14 protein-coding genes are annotated in these 21,732 nt (G+C 53.2%); 8 read left to right on the top strand and 6 right to left on the bottom strand.

Annotated elements, in window-relative coordinates:
* Positions 1–23 precede the first annotated feature (23 nt).
* Complete coding sequence (locus CF651_RS27150) at positions 24–2,918, bottom strand: ATP-binding protein (RefSeq protein WP_094017996.1); 2,895 nt, start codon at positions 2,916–2,918, stop codon at positions 24–26.
* A 272-nt stretch (positions 2,919–3,190) separates the two neighbouring features.
* Here CF651_RS27150 and CF651_RS27145 point away from each other — a divergent pair, with 272 nt between their 5' ends.
* Positions 3,191–4,381, top strand: a complete 1,191-nt coding sequence (locus tag CF651_RS27145) for an EAL domain-containing protein (protein WP_094017995.1) — start codon at positions 3,191–3,193, stop codon at positions 4,379–4,381.
* Here the strand turns inward: CF651_RS27145 and CF651_RS27140 are convergent.
* The 3 genes from CF651_RS27140 to CF651_RS27130 form a co-directional block, all read right to left on the bottom strand.
* Positions 4,378–5,172 carry an ABC transporter ATP-binding protein gene (locus tag CF651_RS27140; protein WP_094017994.1) on the bottom strand — a complete coding sequence of 265 codons (795 nt, stop codon included), beginning with the start codon at positions 5,170–5,172 and terminating at the stop codon, positions 4,378–4,380. The genes CF651_RS27145 and CF651_RS27140 overlap by 4 nt on opposite strands.
* Before the next feature lie 77 nt (positions 5,173–5,249).
* On the bottom strand, positions 5,250–8,432 hold the full coding sequence (locus CF651_RS27135; RefSeq protein ID WP_425436337.1) for a DEAD/DEAH box helicase: 3,183 nt from the start codon (positions 8,430–8,432) through the stop codon (positions 5,250–5,252).
* Complete coding sequence (locus tag CF651_RS27130) at positions 8,420–10,021, bottom strand: SWIM zinc finger family protein (protein WP_094017992.1); 1,602 nt, start codon at positions 10,019–10,021, stop codon at positions 8,420–8,422. The genes CF651_RS27135 and CF651_RS27130 overlap by 13 nt, the downstream gene beginning before the upstream one ends.
* 336 nt (positions 10,022–10,357) lie before the next feature.
* Between CF651_RS27130 and CF651_RS27125 the strand changes: the two genes are divergently transcribed.
* Positions 10,358–10,651, top strand: a complete 294-nt coding sequence (locus CF651_RS27125; protein WP_094017991.1) for a hypothetical protein — start codon at positions 10,358–10,360, stop codon at positions 10,649–10,651.
* Between the two features lie 9 nt (positions 10,652–10,660).
* Positions 10,661–10,954 (top strand): 4a-hydroxytetrahydrobiopterin dehydratase, encoded by a 294-nt coding sequence (locus CF651_RS27120; protein ID WP_094017990.1) that lies wholly within the window; start codon positions 10,661–10,663, stop codon positions 10,952–10,954.
* Here CF651_RS27120 and CF651_RS27115 read toward each other — a convergent pair.
* Positions 10,951–11,433: a GNAT family N-acetyltransferase gene (locus CF651_RS27115; protein WP_094017989.1), complete on the bottom strand. Its 483-nt coding sequence runs from the start codon at positions 11,431–11,433 to the stop codon at positions 10,951–10,953. The genes CF651_RS27120 and CF651_RS27115 overlap by 4 nt on opposite strands.
* Positions 11,434–11,601: 168 nt before the next feature.
* On the opposite strand from CF651_RS27115, the gene CF651_RS27110 reads away from it, so the two are divergent.
* From CF651_RS27110 to CF651_RS27100, 3 genes are all read left to right on the top strand, one after another.
* On the top strand, positions 11,602–12,441 hold the full coding sequence (locus CF651_RS27110) for a sulfurtransferase (protein WP_094017988.1): 840 nt from the start codon (positions 11,602–11,604) through the stop codon (positions 12,439–12,441).
* Between the two features lie 535 nt (positions 12,442–12,976).
* Positions 12,977–15,106 (top strand): methyl-accepting chemotaxis protein, encoded by a 2,130-nt coding sequence (locus CF651_RS27105; RefSeq protein ID WP_179233017.1) that lies wholly within the window; start codon positions 12,977–12,979, stop codon positions 15,104–15,106.
* Positions 15,107–15,298: 192 nt separating this feature from the next.
* A complete protein-coding gene (locus CF651_RS27100; protein WP_094017986.1) occupies positions 15,299–15,550 on the top strand; it encodes a Rossmann-fold NAD(P)-binding domain-containing protein in 252 nt (83 codons plus the stop codon).
* Between the two features lie 81 nt (positions 15,551–15,631).
* On the opposite strand, the gene CF651_RS27095 is transcribed toward CF651_RS27100, so the two are convergent.
* A complete protein-coding gene (locus CF651_RS27095; RefSeq protein WP_094017985.1) occupies positions 15,632–17,740 on the bottom strand; it encodes a methyl-accepting chemotaxis protein in 2,109 nt (702 codons plus the stop codon).
* 597 nt (positions 17,741–18,337) lie between these two features.
* Between CF651_RS27095 and fabV the strand changes: the two genes are divergently transcribed.
* Positions 18,338–19,531, top strand: a complete 1,194-nt coding sequence (gene fabV / locus CF651_RS27085) for an enoyl-ACP reductase FabV (RefSeq protein ID WP_094017983.1) — start codon at positions 18,338–18,340, stop codon at positions 19,529–19,531.
* A gap of 242 nt (positions 19,532–19,773) precedes the next feature.
* Entirely contained in the window at positions 19,774–21,552 is a 1,779-nt protein-coding gene (locus tag CF651_RS27080) for a methyl-accepting chemotaxis protein (RefSeq protein ID WP_094017982.1), read from the top strand.
* Positions 21,553–21,732 lie beyond the last annotated feature (180 nt).

Below are 21,732 nucleotides of genomic sequence, written 5' to 3'. Positions count from 1 at the left end.
GTATTCCGCGTTCTTCGAGCTTACTAATCTTCTTCTTCGCTCTCATTGTGCTGCAGAGGCTTCAACTCCACCTGAATCATATCCTCATCACAGGTCATTTCAGTGACTTCCATCCCGTTCTTCCGCAAAGTGGTCGAAAGAACGTTCTCGTCCTGCGCCGGAAAAATATACGACGGATTGTGCTCGGTATGGTACAGCAGCTGCTCGGCAACCTGCAGGAGCTTTTCCATGGAGAACGGCTTGCGCAGAAATTTCTCAATATCTTTCTCGTGGTAGTTCAGCGGCGGCTCCAATGCGGTAGAGACGATGACCGGGGTGCGGTAAAAGTCTGGATGGCGATACAGCTCGGTCATGAAATCCCAGCCGTTTTGCGAGCCCTCAAGATGAATATCGACGATGCACAGCCGCGGCGGCTGGCTGCGGATGCGGTGCAGCGCAATAATTCCTTCCTCGGCGGACCTTAGATGCACGGATGGCAGGTTCAGCTTGCTCAGGGTGATCTGGACCAGCTTGGCCAAGTTATCGTCATCCTCTAGAACAAGGATGCTGCCTTCGGCATCAGGAACCTGATAGGTGCTGAGCTCGACCGTAAAGGTCGTACCTTGGCCCATGGAAGAATCGAACGTGATGGAGCCTTGATGCGCATCGACAATTTCTTTGACAATGGCCAAGCCTAAACCGGTACCGCCGATCTGTCGACGGTCGGAATTATCGACGCGGTAAAACTTGGTGAACAGCTTATCCTTCGCATCATCCGGAATGCCAAGGCCATAATCGGTTACCTTCAGCAGCACCCGGTCTCCGGAGGCCTCAAGGGCCACCTCGACCAGATTGGCTTGAGGGGAATATTTGATAGCGTTGCTCAATAGATTGTGGACAACCTGCTTCAGCCGATCCGCATCGGACCGAACCCAGATATCCTTATGGGAAGCGGACAGCCGGATCTCATGGCTTTGTTTCCCTTTCCATTGCTCGGCGACCTCTTGGACAATTCCGACAAGCTCGATAGGAGCAAAATGGTAAGCTTGCTTTCCGGATTCCATCCGCTGCAAATCCAGAAAATCGTTAATGAGCGTTGAAAGGCGATTCGCTTCTTTATAAATAGTTTGCAGGTAACGCTGCTGCTTCTCCGCGGTAAGCTCGCGATGAAGCAATATCTCAATAAATCCAAGCACGCTGGCAAGCGGTGTCCGAAGCTCGTGGGAAACGATGCTGATAAATTCATTTTTCATCTCATCGACCTTCTCTTCTTCCGTCCGGTCGCGGAATACGAACAAATACCCTTGCTCCTCGTTGCTGCTGCCCCCGACTTTGGTTGCATACAGCTCAATGAAATGAGGCTGCTGCTCCTCATCGAAGAGAGTAAAGCGCTCGGACAGCTTGTCGAGGGACCCTTCCAGCAGGCCTTTAATGGCTTGGTGCGCTTGCGAGAAGGAGGGGTTCGCTTGTTCAAGCGTTCGGCACAAATCCGGCCAATAGTCGCCGACGTGCTTGCTGAGCGGGAACCTTTCAATCATGCGATGGTTGGTGAACTGGATGATCCCGTTCAAATCACAGAACATCATGCCTTCATTCGTCGCTTCCAGAATATTGCCGACGAGCAGCCTTTCCTTGGTCAGCTGCGCATTCAGCTTCTTCAGATGGAGGGCTTGCCGGCGCCGCTCTTCATTGATGAACTGCGCAAGGAAGGCGAGCCCGAATTGGCGGGCCAAGCCCTTGGCCACTCTCATTTTTTGCTCGCTCGCCGCGGTGATGTAGCCTGTCAGCAAAAGAAAGCCGATCACCTGCTGCTGGTCATCGAATAAAGGAAAATATTGATCCAGTACAGCCGTATCATTGTGATGCAGGCTCTGCTCGGCCGGGGACAAATCACGCTTGCATTCCACGGGCTTGCCTTCAGTGAAGACGCGAAGCGCGGGGCCGTATAAAGTTTTTTCCAGCTGCTTCGGAATTGTCTGGGGGTACCCTGTCGCATACAGCACATCAAATGCTGTCGAGCCCGGCTCTGCAGCCTGCCGTTCTGTGGATCGAACGGCGAGCAGCGCGGCATCCAACTGCAAAGATTCCAGCAGGGCGGGAATAGATGAGCCCAAGAAGGCATCCATATCCAAAGCGCCGGCAAGCTTCGCTTGATAACTGCTGATAGACTCGAGCTCATGCTCGCGGAGAGACAGCTTCTCAAGCGTCTGCTCCTGTTCCTCCTGCTGGGCGATAATTTCCTCGTTCTGGGCTTCCAGACTTTCAGCCATGAAGCGGTAGGTCTCCTCGCTTTTGCGCAGTGCGGATTCCGCCTCGTTGGCACGCCGAAAGATGAAGAAGGAAAGTCCGCCGATGATGACGGCCAGGGCACCGCCGGAAGCAATGATGGTACGTGTTGTCTGCCCTGCACGAACAGCGTTCGTATAGGATTCTGCGGTAATGACCTCGATTTCCGTACGGATTTTGATGTGGAGCTGGCGGAAGTTATCCATCAGCGTTTTGCCCATTGGGCCGCGTCTGCGCGCTTCCTCCAATTGCCCGGAGCGAACCATCGAAATTTGCGTCGTGTAAAATTCCTCCAGCCGCCGAATCTGGGGAAGAATATCGCCTTCCATTAAGCTTTTCAAATTCGGGTACAATTTCTGATAGCCGGCCATTTGCTGGAGATCGCTTCCCAGATGGCTTTTACCTTGCTCATAGGGCTCCAGAAATTTGGGATCACCCGTAAGCTCCATGCCTCGAACGCCGGTCTCCATACTGATAAGATCGGACAATATATTTCCAGAGACCTCAGATAAAGGGAGCGCTTCTTTCGCGACGCTGTTCAGCTCCGCTTCAACATGTGTGGAAGCGATGAAGCTGGAGACGCTGACGGCGGCAAGAAGACTAATGATCAGAACGACATAAATAAGGGAAATGTGGGAACGAGTTAAATTCATAGACAACCACCTTGCTGCAAAATGGGATGCCGTCCTGAAAGACGACGAAGCCGGTTAGCTTTGTATGAACACCATTCGACAAAATCCGGATAAACCCTCTTGTCCGGGTGAAATTTGCAAGCAAGGAATTGCCGGTGCGATCCACGGCCGCCGACTCCTGCAATTTTGTTCGAAAGCATCCCCTGTTTCCTGAATCTGGCTTACAAAAGACGCAACTTATGTTAGAATAGATTACACTAACATTACGTGGTTGTCAGCGGGGGGCGGTAGTATTGAAGACAGAAGCGCGGCAGCAGCTGCAGGGACAGGAATTGGCACCTTATTTTCAACCCATTTTGTCATTGCAAACGCAGCAAATTGTAGGCTATGAGGCATTAGGTCGGAGAATTGACGGGGGGCGGGTTTATAGCTTAGGGCCTTTTTTTCACGATCGAACGGTAAGCGAGGAGGAGCATCTGGATGTGGATCGGCTGCTTCGAGAGAAAGCGATCGTCGCGATGGCGAGGCAGCATACGGATGTCCTTTTGTTTCTCAATTTAAAGCCGTCCTGGATTTACAGGATGTACAAAGCGACGAAGCAGCTGCCTACGCTGCAGTTTATACAAAAGCACGGTTTGGATCCTTCCCGTGTCGTTATCGAAATTACCGAAGAGGAGTTTCAGGGGCGGCTGGATGAGTTGACGGAGATCATTCAGGTGTATCGGGAGCAGGGCTGCAGGATCGCCATTGATGACATCGGGAGCGGATACAGCAACTATGACCGGATCGCTTCGATCATGCCCAATATTTTGAAGATTGATTTGAAGCTGCTCAAAAAAAGCGCGCTCCACGACGGCTACAAGGCGCTGCTGAATTCCTTCTCGATTCTTTCCTCCCAGATGGGCTCGTCGCTCTTGATCGAAGGCGTCGAGACGAAGCAGGATTTGTACTACGCGATGAAGGCGGGAGCCCGGTACGTCCAGGGGTTTCTGTTCTCGGGAGCGGAGGCTGAATTGCAGGCTCCACAGTCATACGAGCTGCTGTTAAAGGAAGAAATCCGCAGCTATACAGAGCAGGAAGTGCTGCGCTACCGGTCACTGTATGCGATTCAAGATAGCCTGAATGCATTAGTGACATCTGATGTCAGGATCTCCTCTGCACAGGAGGCGGATGCCCTGATTGAAAGTCTGCTACTGAGTGTGTCGGGCAATGTGGAGCGGATGTATATTTGCCGGGAGGACGGCTGCCAAATCTCATCGAACTATGTTCGCTCGGAGGGCGGGGGCTGGCAAAAAGATATGAAGTATCAGGGCTCGAACTGGATTTGGCGTCCCTATTTCATCCCGACGGTACTGCGCATGAGCAACCAGCAGCAAGGCATGCTCTCCCAAGAGTATACCGATCTGGATACATCCCGATTGATGCAGACCTATTCTTGTCCTGTAGGGGGCTCGAACTATTTATTCCTCGACCTGAGTGTTTAGCGTTCCTCCTCTTCCTCCAGCTGCGTCCATGCACGTCCCCGATTCCAATAGACCGAGACCGGCTGCTGGAAAAAGTCGCTCAGCTTCTCCGTGCTCAATATTTCCTTCGTCGGCCCTGCTTCAAAGACGAGCCCATTGCGCAGAAGCAGCGTATGGCTGAACATGGGCACGATCTCCTCCGTATGATGCGTGACATAGATTAATGTAGGGCTGTCCTCCCGCCGGGCAAGCTCTTGTATGCTTTGAAGCAGCTTCTCCCGTGAAAATAGATCGAGCCCGTTGCACGGCTCGTCCAGAATCAGTAAGGCCGGCTGGCTCATAAGCGCTCTGGCGATGAGCAGCTTTTGCTTCTCTCCCTGCGAGCAGGTGCGGTATTCGCGGTCCCATAGATGCAGGCAATTCAGCGCCTCCATATGGCGCCGGGCCTGATCAAAGTCTTCCTCCGTCGGCTTGTCGTAAAGACCGATGGTGGCGAATTTACCGCTGATGACGACCGATTGCGCGGAGTCCCCGGCATACAGCTTTTCCTGCAGGGAGGAGCTGACCCAGCCGATGGATTGCCGCAGCTCACGCAGATCGATCTCTCCGAAGGGATGCCCCAGTACCGCAATTTTACCGGAGGTGGGCCATTGGTAGCCTGTAATGATGTTGAGCAGGGTTGTTTTGCCGGAGCCGTTCAGTCCAAGCAGCGCCCAATGCTCCCCTTTTCGGATGGTCCAATTCACTTGATGCAGCAGCTCGAGCGCGCCGCGCCGAAAGGACACTTGTTCAATGGCAATGACAGGATTCATCTGTAACAACCTCGTTTTCCTCACCATAATTTGCAGCCGGCGGCTGCAGGAGAAGCGGGGGAGAGGGGGCGCGCCCCTTAAGCCTCCACCCATTCACTTCGCAATGCGAACAATTCCTTCAAGTCCTCCGTCGACATTTCCGTAATCCACTGTTCCCCGTTGCCGACAATTTGCTGGCTTAAGCCTTGCTTCTTATCGATCATCTCGTCAATCCGTTCTTCCAGCGTGCCAAGCGTAACGAATTTATGCACCTGCACGTGGCGGGTTTGCCCGATCCGAAAAGCCCGGTCTGTAGCCTGATTCTCTACTGCGGGATTCCACCAGCGGTCGAAATGGAACACATGGTTCGCGGCAGTCAAGTTGAGTCCCGTACCTCCGGCCTTCAGCGATAAAATGAAGATACCGTTCTGTTCCTCCGGCGGCAGCGTTTCGTCTTGAAACTGCGTGATCATCTGATCGCGCGTAGCCTTCGGCGTGCCGCCGTGCAGAAACGGGACAGGTGCCCCCAACTCCTGCTCCAATATGCGCTGCAGCAGATGCCCGGTTTCCACGAATTGGGTGAAAATGAGGCATTTGTCGCCTTCCTGACGCAGCTCCTGCACCATTTCGAGCAGACGCTCCACCTTGTTGGAGCGCTGCTGCCAAGGGGCGGTGGCCGGCTCCTTCAGCATCAGCGACGGATGATTGCATATTTGCTTCAGCTTGGTCAGCGCTGCGAGAATCAAGCCGCGGCGCTCCATCACGCTGAGGCGGTCCAGCCGCTCGAACATATCCTTAATATAGTTTTCGTACAAGATACCCTGCTCGGCGGTAAGCGAAACGAACGTTTTGTATTCGTGCTTTTCGGGCAGATCAAGCTGAATAGCCGGATCCTTCTTCACCCGCCGCAGCAGGAACGGCCGGATCAGGCGCTGTACCTTCGCGATCAGCTCCGGATCGTTCGATTTCTCAATGGCACTCACATACCGGTGCGTGAAATCCCGCAGTGTCCCGAGATAGCCCGGGTTGAGGAAATCGAAGATCGACCACAGCTCGGTCAGCCGGTTTTCAATCGGTGTTCCCGTCATGGCGATCCGATGGCGGCTATGAAAGCTGCGGATCGAGGTAGCCTGCTTGGTGTACGCATTTTTAATATTTTGTGCTTCGTCCAGGCAGATGGAGTTCCATTCGACGGAAGTGAGCTCCGACTCATCCAAATGCGACAAGGTATAAGTCGTTAACACCAGGTCGTAGCCGCGGATAGCCTCCTGAAAAGCATTACCCTTGGCGCGGTTCGGGCCGTAGTGCAAATAAATGTTCAGCAGCGGTGCAAAACGGTCCAGCTCCTTTTGCCAGTTCCCAAGCACTGAGGTGGGGCAAATGAGCAGGGAGGGAGCCGCAGATGAGGTGTCGCCTGCGCCGCCAGCCGTTCCTCGCAGGGCAAGGCGAGGTCCCCTCAGACCCGGTGTGGCGCCGGAGCTTGGTTCAAAATCAGCAATATCGTTCGAATTCGACCGCATGTGCTGCGGGCGGGCTGCGCTGCCGCCTGCTCCTTGGGCGTCCTGCTCGCTGCGAATGTGCAGCAGGTAGGTGATCATCTGGATGGTTTTGCCGAGACCCATGTCATCGGCAAGACAACCTCCGAGCCCTACGCTGCGCAGGAAGAGCAACCAGGAGATGCCCTCCACCTGATAAGGCCTCAGAGTCCCCCGGAATGAGGCAGGAGGCTCAAGCAGCGGAGGTCGTTTGGTATGGTTGAGCAGGTCGACCATATCCTGAAGCTGTTCGTTCAGCTCAACCTCCATCTGGAGCGATCGCTCGAAGCCGTATTCCTCCTCGCCTTCCGTGGAGCCAAGCAGATGAAGCTCAAGCACGTCCCGCAGGGAGAGACCCTGCTTCTTCTGAACCTGGGCGATAACCTGCTGCAGCTGAAGCAGCTGGTCCGGATCGAGCTGGACCCACTGCCCTTGAATCTGTACGAGTCTGCGGTTCTCCTCCAGCAGCGCGCGGAATTGCTCCTCCGTCAGCTCAATGTCGCCAAGAGCGACCTTCCAGTCAAACTGCATGAGCTGCTGCAGGCCGAACATAGACTGCGGGGCGGAGCCGACAGACGATTTAATCTTTGCCTTGAGCCGCGGCTTCGTACGGCGGATCCGTTCCCACCAGGCGGGCAGGAATACCGAGTAGCCTGCCTCCATCAAGCGCAGGCTGCCGTTGCTCATCAGCTGCCACGCCTCGTCGGCCGTCAGCTCGCTGCGGAGCTCGCCGGGCGCACCGCTGGTGCGTGTCAGCCATGGCAGGATGCGCTGCCATTTGGCGAGGTCGTGCGCCGCGCGCACGAGCTGCGGCTGCCACGCCGCCGGCAGGTCTGCCAACGGCTCGGGCACGGCGGCGCCAGGCGCGGGCGAGGCGTCGAGCGCGTGTGCAGCGGCGTCAGGCGCGTGCGAAGCGTCGAGCGCGTGTGCAGCAGCGTCGGGTGCAGGCGAAGCGTCGAGCGTGCGTGCGGCAGCGTCGGCGCTGTGCACGGACAGCGCGGCAAGCGCGGCGACCGCGTGCGGGTCGAGCTCGCGCAGCTGCGCCTTGTCGGCGCGATCCTGCAGCACGACGCGCAGCGGCCAGCTGCCGCGGCCCTGCGGCGGCTCGCTCAGCTGCAGGCACGTGCGGAACGGCGTGCCGTCGGTTTGCCAGCCGATCGAGACGAGCCAATCCTCTTCGTCCATCCATAGATCGGCCGGCAGTTTGCCGCGCTGCAGCAGCGGGTATGTCAGCTCCAGCTGGCGAATGCTCTGGCGCAGCGTTCCGTCCTCTTCGGCCCATTCGGGAATGAGCCGGTCCATCCACTGCTGCGCCAATGGCGAGAGCCCTTCAGCCGCCACTTGCTCCGGCAGCTGAAGCTTCCAGCCGAGCTCGCCCGCCTTCCACTTCGTGAAATCGGGCATGCAGCGGCCTTGTACGAGCGCCTCCTTCATGTGAGGCGCCAGGCGCATGAGCTCCTGCAGCTCAGGGGTCCACTCCAGCGAGACATGCTGGACAGCGCCCGGGCTGCAGAAATAGTCCAGCGCCTCCAAGGCCGGCAGCTGAAGGCCCTCCACATTCATCGATTCGGAGACCTCGATGAACGTGCCGTAAAAGGACGGCTGGTGCCAGGCGAACAGCACGTTCTTTAAATCATAGGCATCGCAAATGCCCCCCTTGTAGCGCGTGCCCCACACAAAGAAGCAGCCGGGAGCCGTCCAACGGGCGTGAACGGTTATCGCAGACGATTCGATCATGGTATCCACTTCCCTTTCTTCAGCTCTTCCTGCAGTGCACGCAGTCGGGAATACCTTGCGGAGAGGCGGTAAATATAATCCTCCCAAATAGAGGTTTGGCCGAGCTTTTTATAGTAGGCTTGCAGCTTTTTCAGCAGCCGGACCGCCATCTGATAGGCGCTGCGGTTTTTCTCCGCGATGCTTCGCTCTACGGCCTGATGGTACAGCGGCAGCAGCAGCGACGGATCATGCTCCTCGACTGTTTTCAGGTCGAGCGTATACAGATCAAGCGGTGAGACGCGGTTGGCCAGCTGCAGATCGATCCAAGCCTTGAACCGGTGCGCCTTCAACAAATAGGCGGTGTAGAAATAATAGGTGCGCGGCAGCAGGGCGATCATCACATCAACCCATTCCGTATCCTCCGGTTGACGGTTTACCGCTTCCATCCAATACGTACAGAACGTGCGCAGCTCCTCCTGCTGGGCCCGCTGCATGGAAGGCAGCATCCATCGCAGCCAGGTCAGCATCCGGTCCCACTGCTGGTCTTCATAGCAGCGGTGCAAGTAGAGGAAATAATCCCGGGCTTCCCGCTTGCTGAGATGCTCGAGTCGTACACGCGCCTCGTCATCATTTCCGTCCATCACGTCAAAGTGAGCAAGGGCCACAAGCAGCGCATCCCGTTTGCGGGGCAGCAGCGACGTCTTTTCCAGCAGCAGCTGAAGCCGTTTGCGTTCACGCTGGACCCGCTGCGGCGAATCGCTCAGGCGCCACCAGATGCTGCGGTAAGCAACCAGCCAATCGAGAGGGGAGTCTTTTCCGTTCAGTGCAGCCTCCCCCAGCATGCCGAGCGTATCGTCGAGCGCATTGCTGCAGCTTTTGGCAAGCGCAGGCACATCAAGCTCCGGCAGCAGCACGTTCAACTGCTCCATGCACTGCTTGGCAACCGTTTTGCAGCCGGTTTCGATATAAAAGGAAAGATAGGATGTTTTTGTCTCGCTGTAGAATTGCTCCATTTTGCGCATAACGAACAGCAGCACGTGTAGCCCGTATAGAGAGCGCAGCGGCTCGTTCCACCCGGCGGCCAGTGAGCCGAGCGACTCCTTGGCCGTATTGTAAAACTGCTCGATGGAATGCTGCTGCGATAACGAATACCCATAAAACTGCTGGTCAAAGTAGCGATGCCATACGGAAGGCAGCTGCTCCGGCCGAGGGGGCTCCAGACGCTCGGTCTTTTTCTCGGTCTTTGGTCCTGCCGAGGAACGGGTTTGGGCCTGGCGGCTTTTGACCCGAATCGCTTGACGCAGCTGCTGCAGCAGAAGCTCCGGTCGGGCGAAAGCCGCATACAAGGTGAAAATGACAGCAGCCATGTGCATGCAGTACTCCTCTTCCGGACAGCTGCATTCACTCTTCTCGAACTGATCCATATCCAAATGGACCTCGCATGGTTTCGTATCGCTCACCAGAGCATGAATTTCGACGCCGTGGATCAGCTCCAGACCGGTCACACGGCCTTTATGATGATACTCCCAGCCTTGTTCCACCATCGGGAGTGCGAATTGGTGCTGCATCCGGTCGATCAGGTAATTCATTCGGTTTTTGGGAATGTGCAGCTTCAGCATGGAAAACGCTCCGCCTCCGAACTCTAAGTGTATCCTTATAGTGTAACAGATTTTGGGTTTAAATGCTTGAATCGATCGGCCATAATTGATCGATTCCGTTCGCTTCCTCCGGCTGCTTTCGGATCCGCCGAAGTATGGACTCCAGCCCGGTTTGCGCTATTACGGCCCAGTTTCGCCGGGAATGCCGATGGAGGTTACAGCGGACCCGCCCGGGAAACTTGGAGCGGAATGCTTTGGTATATCCATATGAGACCGGTTGCATGGATAGGTTTTTTCAGGTTACAATGCTTAGTAAGCATTTTCCATTCCATATCCATCCGGAAGGACTGACTGTTGATGGGAATTAAGTTCGGTCGAGAATATAATGACATTATTGACGATTTCACCCAAGCTTTACACAGTATTGATGAATGCTACACCTTTTTGGAGATGACGAACGACGAATGGAATGAGCTGGAACGCGAGGAACAGCAGGAATGCATGAAAACCTTGGCAGATGATTTGTTTTATGGACTCGGTACCTCACCCAAGATGAAGGTAGGCGGATGTACCCTTAGCCACGACAAAGAAAAGCATGTCATTGTTATTCATCATGACGGCAAGCTGATCAGCGTCATTTACTTAGTGTGAGGCGGTCGGATGAGTCGAGTGAAGCTGTCGGAGGATGAACTAGCCTCAAGGCTGGAGCGGGTTCCAGGCTGGGGCCGGGAGGAAGGGAAGTGGCTGGTTAGATCGTACCGGTTTCCATCATTTCCCGAGGCGGTTGCTTTCGTGGACAGGGTGGCCTCCGTGGCGGAGGCGTTCAATCATCATCCGTTCATTGTGATTGACTATACGCTGGTTAAGCTGCGTCTCACCACCTGGCGCGCTGAAGGGCTGACGGAGCTGGATTTTGAGACGGCGCGACGCTTTGATGAAGTCGCAGAAGGCTAAGGATTCCATACCATACAATGGAATTCAGCCATGCCGCGAGGCGTCATCCGTTCATAGGTGTCGGTCAGGCCGAAGCCGGCCTTTTCATACACGCGATAGGCGCGTTCATTCCAGGTCAGCACCTCCAAGTCGATCTCGTTGGCAGGTGCTTTTTGTTTGGCTGCCTCGACAATGGCACGAACAAAAGAAACGCCATAGCCCTGTCCGCACAGATCTGGCCTCATGCCGAGCCCAAGGCGTGTTACGCCTACGATGGGGAATAGCTGCGCAAAGCCCCATAACGTGCCCTCTTGATCCAGCACCGCACGGTATTGGGCGTCGCGTATGGCGGGGTCGGTAAACTCCTGCCGGGCTTCAGCCATGGCTTCCCAAGCCGGCCAGTTATAAATATCGTACGGAGCCGGGTAGACCCAGCTGCATAAGGCTTTGCCGTCGTGTTCGGTTAAAGGTACCAGCTGAAATATCGGTACAAGGTCCATGAGGCTTCGCTCCTTTTTTCCTTATTGTACCGGGCAGGGGTTCGGTTGTCGAATACAGGCGAACCACAAAACATTTTCGCAAATGACGCTTTTCGCATTTTGCTCCGCCTGGCATCCGTTGTATACTAATAGAAATACCACTACTCACAGCAAAGGAAGTGAACCTAGGTGCTAAAGCATGTTGTAAGCCAAAACTGGCTGTTTGAGCACGGAAACGCTGAAAATATTGTTATAGCCGACTGCAGGTTTGCCTTGGGGAATCCGGCTTCAGGCCGTGATGCATATGCCGCTGATCATATTCCAGGTGCGGTCTATTTTGATCTCGAAGAAGATTTGTCCGCACCTAAAAGCGAGCACGGCGGACGCCACCCGCTGCCGGATTGGAATGCATTGGCCCGCAAGTTGGGCAGTGCAGGAATCGGCAGCGATACGACGGTCATTGCCTATGACGATCAGGGGGGAGCGATGGCTTCGCGTTTTTGGTGGCTGCTTCAGTTCCTGGGACACAAGCAGGTTTATGTGCTTGATGGAACTTATGCCCATTGGAAGGAAGCGGGATATCCCGTAACGGACGAACCTCCTATCGTACATGAAGCGGTGTTCGTTCCGGAGCCTCAGGAGTCTATGCTGGTGAGTATGGAGGACGTGAAAAACCGTTTGGGACAACCGGGAACAGTGATTCTCGATTCGCGGGAATCGCGCCGGTACTTGGGGCTGGAGGAAGCCATTGATCCCGTGGCCGGGCACATTCCGGGAGCACGCAACGACTTCTGGAAAAACAGCCTGAACGAGTGGGGGAACTGGCGCAGCGGGGACGACCAAAAGCGCCGTTTCGCTGATTTGCAGACAGCCGACGAGATTATCGTTTACTGCGGATCCGGTGTTACCGCCTGCCCGAACGTCATGGCGCTGCAGGAAGCGGGCTTCTCGAACGTGAAGCTTTATGCAGGCAGCTGGAGCGACTGGGTCAGCTACAAGGACAATCCGGTGGCGACAGGGGAAGAATAAGAACGGAAAGACCGCGTCCGACGGGCGTTTGGCGTACAGACCACTAGAGTCTGTACGCTTTTTTGTTGCTTTCAAGTGACTCCAAGTCAACACAAAGTTAACAAGGACGTACCGAGGACAAATAGGTCCAATAAACTGCGCGACAATATAGTCCTCATGATCATACTATCTCTTGTATTAACAAATTTGTCCGAATCGGTTGTTCGACCGGATTCGACAGCTCCGGAAATTTGGCCCTCGGGTACATCCGCCACCGTGTAGAATTAAAAATGCGTATCTGTCAATGATTGATCTATTATATATAAATGGTATACAATATACCGTGTGCCATATAGTGCCAAAAATTACACCAAGGAGGTATGTAAACGACAAAAAACGACACACATGTGTGGATTTTATTCTTTCAGCCCGGTACGGGCAACCTGCTCTTTCTCTTTATTTAGCCACACAGCAAAGTGCACCTCATACAACAGGAATCGGCACACAGCGTTTCAAACCTATCAAATTGAATGACATATTCAGTAGGGGAGTTATTATGACATCAATAAAATGGAAGATCATGCTGTTTGTAGCTGCTGTGATTATTGTCATTCTTGGCAGCAATGTGTATTTTGTTAAAAATATGCTCGACAAAACGACGGATTACTCCAGTGAGCTGCTGCAAAAGCAGTTGGAGGACAAAGTAGCGATGGTTGAGAAGGGGGTCAATGGTTATGTGGCAGACGTTACTCAAACTGCTGCCTTTTTAGCGGATCAGATGGCCCAGGACAAGCAGGTGGTGAGGGCTGTCAAAGAAAATAATAAGGAGCTGCTGCACAGCGCTCTCGACAGCAGTTCTAGAATAGCTAAAGAAAAGATCGGCATTGACCTTATTTGGGTCACGAGTCTAAAGGAACGAACGTCCGATGGAAAAACCCCAATCCTTGCCTGCCCCACCAATCCCTCATTCGACGGCTTCGGCCAGCTTCAATATGCTTCTACCAATGCGTCGCTGGATAGCGGGCAGACCGTCATTTCCTGGGAAGTAAATGAAGAAGACGGCAAGCTGCAAATTAGCGCCCCTATTAAAGATACCGACGGCAAAGTCATCGGCGCGATCGTTGTAGGCCAGCAGGCATACCAGGCGATGTTTAGCAAAATTGCAGAGTCTACTCAAGCCGGCTCTACTCTCTTTCTCGTCAGCGACCAAACGGACTATTACGTTATGACAGACGTTCAAAAAGATGCAATCGGTCAACAAATGTTCGCCGATTCCCATGAGAAGCTGAAGGATCAAGCCCGGAACGTATCCAAGCTTGCGGCTCACAATGCGGATTACGCCGCTCTTGTCCCTCTCCTCAACCAAGTCAAATCGTCAAAAAAGCCACTGATCCAGGTCGTACAGCTTGGGGGACAATCCTACGCTTCGTACCTGCTGCCTTTGCTCAGTCATGATGGTGCGATCCAGGGGGTACTCATGAATCGGATTCCTGGATTTGTCGCCTCACAGCAGGAAATGCTGAAGCAATCGGCTTCATTGCAAGGGACAGCCATCCTGGTATTTCTCCTTCTGTTTCTACTTAGCTTGATGGCCGCTTACTGGATCTCCCACAGAATTGCCTCGCCCATCCGGGACATGGTAGGCTTTGTCAGCGATATTGCAGCGGGGGACTTGACCAGACAACTGCAGCTGCAGTCCAAGGATGAGATAGGCGAATTATCCCGACATATCATTCTGATGAAGGAGAACCTGCACGGAATTATTACGGAGATCAGCCATTCTTCCAATCAGGTCGCCGCTTTATCTGAGGAGCTGACGGCAAGCGCCGAGGAATCCGGTAAAGCCTCCAGCTTTATCAGCGCTTCGATTAGTGAGGTTGCCGAAGGCGCAGAGAGCCAGTTTACCAGCGTGCAGGATTCCCAGGACGCATTACATAAGATTGCAACTGACTCCGATCGCATAACCGGATTCGTTCAGGAAGTAAATCGTACGACTCAAGCGGCATCCTATCTGTCCCAGACGGGAAAGGAGGTCATTTCCAGCACGGTCAACCAAATGCATCTTATTCGGGGGAAAACGGATATTTTGGAGCAAGTGCTGCTTGCTCTTGAAGCAAAGTCGAAGGAAATCGGACATATCGTCGCATTGATTACGAATATATCGAATCAAACGAATATTCTTTCATTGAATGCCTCCATCGAGGCAGCCAGAGCGGGCGAATATGGAAAAGGCTTCTCGGTCATTGCCAATGAAATCCGTATGCTGGCTGAGCAAACCAGAAATTCGGCCGATCAGATCCAGCAGCTGATCTCGGACATACAAAATGAATCGTTCCAATCCATCCACTCCCTTAATGAATCGCAAGCCGCAATTAAAGAGGGAGCGGCTTTAGTTGCAGAAGCGGGGAACACTTTTACTGGCATTTACGGCTCTGTCGATCAGGTGGCGGGTCAAATGAAGGATATTTCAAGCTCTATTGAACAAATCAACACCAAGATCGGTCATTTGCTTTCCAGTACACTGTCTATCTCTGAGATATCTCATACATCCGTATCGCATACGCAGAACGTAGCTGCTTCCGCAGAGGAGCAAACGGCATCAATGATGGAAATTTCCTCCTCCGCTGCTTCCCTTTCAGAGATGGCAGCTGATCTGCAAAGCTTAGCCCATCGATTTAAAATCTGATCTGCTGACTTGCTGCTCCTGCACGCCTAGAAAATGAAGGACCGCAACTAGTTTGCCAAGAGGCGGGCTGTTGCAGTCCTTTTTTTAATTTAGGCGATTAGCCGGCTTGGTTATCAGCCGCAGGTGTTTAGCTTAAATAACGCAGGGATACATGTATTCCGGCAGCGAATGATCTCCGAAGGGTTCTCAGAGATGATGGCTGTCAACTATTGGGCCCTTTGGCTGCGTATCGGAGATCCGCATCAAGGAGCGGAGATTATAAACCGGCTGGCGGTTGGACCGCAATATCAGGGGGTGACTGGCGGGTATTTTGACGTAGGTACGGGTCAACCGATCACTCCGGTATTTCCCGCGAATGATGCCGTTGCACAGAAGGAGCTGTGGAACGCGACAGGGGGAGCTGCTGCTGCAGAAAGGCTGCATCTAGTCACAACAAAAGCCTAACCGGCCTGCCCCAAGGTAAAGGAGGCAGACTGGTTTACTTTCTCACATATCTGCATGTAGCATCCGATTCTGTACGATTCCTTATTTAAAATGCTGGATCATGCGCTGCAATTCCCCAGACATGGTCCCCAGTCGGTGGGCCATCTCGGAGAAGGTTTCCGTCTGGGCCAGCTGTTCCTCCGTGGCGGCTGCGACGCCTTGAGCCTGATCCGCCGCGTGGGAGGAAATACGTGCGAGCTCCTCAGTAAAGGCCAAAATTTCCTCCGTTCCTGCGGACATTTGCTCCGACACGGTCGCGGCTTCTTCTACTTGTCCGGAAACATCCTTCGTTCCCTCAAGAATCGCCTCGAACAATTCAACCGTCTGTCGTACGGACTCAACACCGCGTGCCACTTCGACCATTCCTTTGCTCGTGACGTCGTTGGCGGTTGCTGAATGGCTTTGAATCGCATGAACGAGCTCCGCAATTTGTTGAACGGATTGCTGCGTTTGCTCAGCCAGCTTGCGCACCTCCCCGGCAACAACCGCGAAGCCTTTGCCTTGTTCGCCTGCCCGGGCTGCTTCAATGGAAGCGTTAAGCGCCAGCAGATTGGTTTGTGAAGAGATGCTGGCAATAAGGTCGACGACGCTGCTAATCTGCTCGGAATGCCCGATCAGGACGTGAATGGCCTCATCCGTCTCACGGGAAGCGTTAGAGGCGCTGTTGATTTGGTCGATCGTTTGCTTCACCAAGGCAAGCCCGCGCTGGGCCAGATGGCTGGTGTCCTGCGACGTCTCGGCTACCAGTGACGACGTTTCCGCAATCCGCTGCACACCGGCAGCCATTTCTGCCATCGCTTTGCGGCTTTCGTCTATGCTGGCCATCTGTTCCTCGGCTCCGGCGGCAACCTCCTGTATGAGGGCGGCGGTTTGCTGGGAAGCGTCGGCCTGCTGGTTCGCTCCGGCAGCCAGCTCGCCGGATAGCTGCGCCACTTCCTCCGAGCTCGTGCGTATATGCGAGATCACGTTTTGCAGGTTCGCTGCCATCGCATCAAAAGCTACGGATACCTCGTGCATTTCATCTCGCGTGCGAAGGTCGGCACGGACGTTCAGGTTTCCGTCGGCAACAGCCTGCGCAGCTGTCTTCAGACGGTTCACCGCATCGGACACGGCGAAATAAAACGCTACGAAGCCGTAGAGCGCAGCCAGCAGCAGAATGGCGATGATGGCCAGAAATATAGTCCTGGTGTCCTTCATTTCCCGAATATGAGCCTGCAGCTTACTCGAAAGCAGCTCCAGCTCTTTTTTATGTAACTGGTATGTGCGGTCAATCGCATCGGTCGCTGTATTAAAATAAGCCTGGGATTCTATCGTAATGACGGGTGCACCCAGAACATCCTTATCCAGCATGCTAAAGAAGGTATCGGTGCTTCCCAGGGCCTGATCGAAGAAAGGCTTCGCAGCTGCGGAAGCCGCGGGGTCCTTGGTGAGAGCGTTGCTCAGTTCAAGATTCATTCGTTCGAAATATACCTCGATCTGCGCCTTTAGAGATGTGAGCGACCTCTGCTGCTCCGGGGTGATTTTCTTGGCCGCTACGGCGCCGGAGCCCATGCCGCGGGACTGGCCCATTTTTTCAATGAGATAGGGAGCCGTAGAGTACACGTTGTTGCTCATATAGTCTACCATCAAATCATCGCTTAAATAGGATCCCGATTGGCTGCCAATTTCATTGAGCATCGTGAGCAGGCTTTCGATGAGCTTCGAATGAGAGTCAAAGGACTCTGAGCTCGTTCCGTTTGCATATTTGGATAGCAGGCCGCTCCAATCCTTCTTCCACTGGCTCCATCGTTCGCTCATGATGTAGGTGCTGCCCGACTTCTTATCGATCTCGTCCACCTCGAGGATCACTTGGCCGATTTGATTTTCTAATTGCTTCAGCTTGTCCTGTACGGACTTGTCTCCATTTAGGTAAATCGTGCCCGTACCGCGGTGCTGCTGTACCAGATTAATCAATCCGGTCACGCTCTGATTGGCGGCAATGGCTTCCACTCTTTTCTGATCGTCCTCGATTTGCTGATTCAGCTGGCTAACAATCCAGAAGGTCGCGGCAGTTAAGATGAGTCCCAGCAGGCCGCCGATCAGCACAAATTTAACCGCATAATTAAAACGATTCAGCACAGCAATTCCCGGAACAAATAAACGTTTCATCATGGTGTCTTCCTCCAACTAGTAATCTTGCTTTTGAATGATACATAAAAAGAACCTCGCCTTGATCTGGAGAAGCCTTCACGGGGCAGGCATAGATTGCGCTACATACAATTTGCATCATGAAGTAGTTCAAACTGCCTGGTTAAGTGATGTCATTTCATTGTATGAATCCGGAATTTCTGGTGATGTGATTTATATCACATATGAAGCTGCAGGATGGAACGTTCTGTGACGATAACCGGTTCCGCTGTGTTTGGACCAGGTTTACCTTGCTGCTGATGTACGATTTGGAACAGGGGGATGCGGGTGAAAGCACGTGTTTTTTTGAAGGAATGGGGGTCTTTAGACCCATAGAATATATCGACAAAGATACACTAATTATGGTATTTGGTAAAGCCTCTTTCTCGTGAATGCGGGCAAGGGATTGATTTGTGAAAGCTTCATGGAGGCGCTAGCTTGGTTTTGTGCTGTTTTCGGGACTTTATGCAGCGGATTGTTTTACGTTTTCGTAAAAAATCGGTATTATAGTCAGTAGACCTGCAATCCTAGCAGAGGATGCGATGGATTACATATAACGAGCTTAGAAGGGAATTAACGCACATGATTATCAAACCAAGAACACGCGGCTTTATTTGCACAACGGCACATCCGCAAGGCTGTGCGCAGCAGGTTCAGCAGCAAATCAATTATGTCAAAGAACATGCGCCCATTGCCAAAGGACCGCGCAAAACGCTGGTTATCGGAGCTTCGGCTGGATATGGCCTGGCTTCGCGGATCGTTGCCGCTTTTGGCGCGGGCTCCAGCACCGTCGGCGTGTACCGCCAGGGAGAGCGTGCCGGAGGGCGGCCGGCCTCGGCCGGATGGTACAATTCCGCTGCATTTGAGAAAGCTGCGCAGGCTGCGGGGCTTCAATCTTACAGTGTAACCGGCGATGCGTTCTCCGATGAGACGAAGCAGAAAACGATTGAACTGATCCGCAAGGAGCTGGGTCAGGTCGATCTGGTCATTTATAGCGTAGCCTCTGCCCGCCGGACGAATCCGCGCACAGGGGAAACGGCGAATTCCGTGCTGAAGCCGATCGGTAAGCCCTACACGAACAAGACGGTCAATTTTCATGACGGTGTCGTTAGTCCGATCACAATCGAACCGGCAACGGAGGATGAAATCCGCGAGACCGTAGAAGTCATGGGCGGAGACGACTGGCAGCTGTGGATCGATGCGTTGAGAGCGGGTGGAGTGCTTGCCGACGATGCGACTACGATATCTTATTCGTATATCGGCTCGCAAATTACGCAGGCTATTTACCGCGAGGGCTCGATCGGTCGGGCCAAGGATCATCTGGAAGCTACGGCAAGACAGCTCAATGAACAGCTTGGCGCAACCGGCGGACGGGCATATGTTACAGTCAGCAAGGCTTTGGTAACGCAATCCAGCTCGGCGATCCCGGTCGTGCCGTTGTACATTTCTGCCTTGTATAAGGTGATGAAAGAGAAGGGCATTCACGAAGGATGCATCGAGCAAACGTACCGTTTATTTGCAGAGCGTCTCTATGCGGAGCAGGGGACCCCTGTGGACGCTGAAGGCCGCATTCGCATCGACGATTGGGAGCTTCGGGACGATGTACAGACGGAAGTAGCTCACATTTGGAACGAGCTGACAACCGATAACATTTATCAGCTGACGGATCTTGAAGGCTATCGCCGGGAATTTTTCCAGCTGTTCGGTTTTGAGACGGATGGCGTAGATTATGAAGCGGATGTCGATCCTAACGTAGACATTCCGAATGTATTGTAGTTCATATAACTGAAACCCGAGGAGCTTCTGGAAACCATTCCAGGGCTCTTTTTTGCGTAGAGTAGGAAGATTAGGTCCTCAATATAGGTCTTCCGAAATGTTACAATTCGACAAATTCCTAAATATTTACTCGTTATTTGTCGATGAATGAATAAGAGAGGGTAAAAATGTAAATGTAAGGAAGCCATTTGCATTTGATTACCCAAAAAACATAAAAAGCTGAGTATTCGGAGGCATGGAAGATGGAGTTGAAATCAAGGATCAATTTGAAGTTGAATTTCAAGCTTACCCTGTTCAAAAAGCTGTTAGCGAGCTTTGTTGTCGTCTTGCTGCTGTTATCTATTATCAGTGTAACGGCGATTACAAGGATGAGCACGATGGGGGAAAAGTCGAAGCAAACGACGGATAGCGGTCTGCCTAACGTCATTATGCTGGGGAATTTGAATTATGATTTGAAGGAACTGGACGATTTGATGCTGCGCATTCAATTGAATTTGCAGGAAAAGCCGGTGCAGGAGGATATGGGCTCGATAGCAGGTTCCAACGGGGAAGTCGTTTCCCAGCCGGACAAGGCCCAGGCTTTGTTCACCAGTATTCAAGGCCGGTCGCAAAACCTTGCGAAAATAGCCGTTACGGATGCGGACAGGAATCTGGTCAAGCTGTTTAATGAGAAGTGGGAGGCTTACGCCAAGCAATTCCCTCTTATATTGACCACTGCTCAAAAGCATAGCCCGGAAGGGATGCAGATGATCCAAAGGGCGGACGAATCGTTGAGCGGCTGCAGTTATGTTATTGACGTACTTACCCGCAACATCCAGACGAATGCGAACGGATGGGGTGAGGAATTGATACAATCTTACAGCTCAGGCATGGTATGGGTGATAACGTTAAGTATTATTGCTGTGTTGGCGGGCTTGACTATTTCTTTCGTCATTGCCCAGCATGTTTCCAAGCCGTTGAAGGAGATGGGGGCCGTCGCCAACCGGATCTCCGCAGGAGATTTGTCCGTGCGCAGTAAGGTGCTCTCGCGTCACGATGAAATTGGAGAGCTAAGCATTGCCTTCACTAAAATGAGCGATCATATGCGTCAAATGATTGAAAATATCAATGGACATGCCCAACTGGTCACGGTGTCGGCCGACCAGCTCAAATCAAGCTCCGGCGAGATGCAGCAGGCTTCCGCGCAAATCGCTTCTACAGTGAAGGAAGTGGCGACGGGGGCAGATCAGCAAACGTTGACGATGGAAGAAACGTCCCGTTCCATGGAAGAAGTCGGTGCAGGGATCAGCCGCATGGCGGAGAGTGCCTCCACCATTGCAGAATCGGTTGAATGGACGAAGCAGCAGGCGGAAACCGGTGAGGCATCTGTTCAGAACACGGTTCACCAAATGCAATCCATCCATTCCTCGGTTCATGAAACCGATGAGGTAATTGGGCTTCTGGAAAGTAAATCCAAGCAGATCGGAAGCATCCTTCAAGCGATTCAAGACGTTGCCCAGCAGACGAATTTGCTGGCGCTCAACGCTGCAATCGAAGCGGCTCGCGCTGGGGAGCAGGGGAGAGGCTTTGCCGTAGTCGCTGCGGAGGTACGTAAGCTGGCCGAGCAATCGGGCAGCTCTTCAGAAGAGATCGGTCAGCTGCTGCATGAAATTCAGGCCAGCATCCGCAGCTCCGGTGAAGCGATGAGCAGAGTGAAGACCGAAGTTAGCACAGGGATTGAGTTGGTTAAGGAAACGGAGCAAAACTTCGACCGGATTCTGAAATCGACCTCGCATATTGCTTCACAAATTCAGGAAATGGCGGCAACCTCGGAGGAAATCTCAGCCGGTGCCCAGCAAATCACCGCTGCGGTGCAGCAGGTTGCTTACATTGCCAAGGAAACGGCGGCATCCTCGCAGCACGTATCCACTTCTGCAGAAGGACAGCTGCAAACAACCGGAGAGGTACAGGCCTCGGCGGAATCGCTCTCTGAAATGGCCGACGAAATGCAGCGGCTGCTCTCGCAATTCAAGATTGCTTGATTCCGTGTACTCGGAAACATTTATTCTAGGATATTTGTACTAAAATATAGATTATTTTGTAAATATTTGATATATTGGCAAAGCTGCTTTTTGTCGAATCCAGTAACCGGCTTGATATGGTCCGGGTTCAGGCAAGTAAGCAAGTAATCGACTTAATAGAACGTATTCATTTGGAGGTAG

This window comes from Paenibacillus rigui (assembly GCF_002234615.1).
Classification (GTDB): domain Bacteria; phylum Bacillota; class Bacilli; order Paenibacillales; family NBRC-103111; genus Paenibacillus_S; species Paenibacillus_S rigui.
This window is presented reverse-complemented; position numbering and strand designations above follow the sequence as displayed.

What these genes read in the sequence shown, in the direction of transcription:
- CF651_RS27150 (WP_094017996.1), bottom strand. Translation starts at nt 2,918, where the DNA reads ATGAATTTAACTCGTTCCCACATTTCCCTTATTTATGTCGTTCTGATC.
- CF651_RS27140 (WP_094017994.1), bottom strand. Translation starts at nt 5,172, where the DNA reads ATGAATCCTGTCATTGCCATTGAACAAGTGTCCTTTCGGCGCGGCGCG.
- CF651_RS27130 (WP_094017992.1), bottom strand. Translation starts at nt 10,021, where the DNA reads ATGCTGAAGCTGCACATTCCCAAAAACCGAATGAATTACCTGATCGAC.
- CF651_RS27125 (WP_094017991.1), top strand. Translation starts at nt 10,358, where the DNA reads ATGGGAATTAAGTTCGGTCGAGAATATAATGACATTATTGACGATTTC.
- CF651_RS27120 (WP_094017990.1), top strand. Translation starts at nt 10,661, where the DNA reads ATGAGTCGAGTGAAGCTGTCGGAGGATGAACTAGCCTCAAGGCTGGAG.
- CF651_RS27115 (WP_094017989.1), bottom strand. Translation starts at nt 11,433, where the DNA reads ATGGACCTTGTACCGATATTTCAGCTGGTACCTTTAACCGAACACGAC.
- CF651_RS27105 (WP_179233017.1), top strand. Translation starts at nt 12,977, where the DNA reads ATGACATCAATAAAATGGAAGATCATGCTGTTTGTAGCTGCTGTGATT.
- CF651_RS27100 (WP_094017986.1), top strand. Translation starts at nt 15,299, where the DNA reads ATGATGGCTGTCAACTATTGGGCCCTTTGGCTGCGTATCGGAGATCCG.
- CF651_RS27095 (WP_094017985.1), bottom strand. Translation starts at nt 17,740, where the DNA reads ATGATGAAACGTTTATTTGTTCCGGGAATTGCTGTGCTGAATCGTTTT.
- fabV (WP_094017983.1), top strand. Translation starts at nt 18,338, where the DNA reads ATGATTATCAAACCAAGAACACGCGGCTTTATTTGCACAACGGCACAT.
- CF651_RS27080 (WP_094017982.1), top strand. Translation starts at nt 19,774, where the DNA reads ATGGAGTTGAAATCAAGGATCAATTTGAAGTTGAATTTCAAGCTTACC.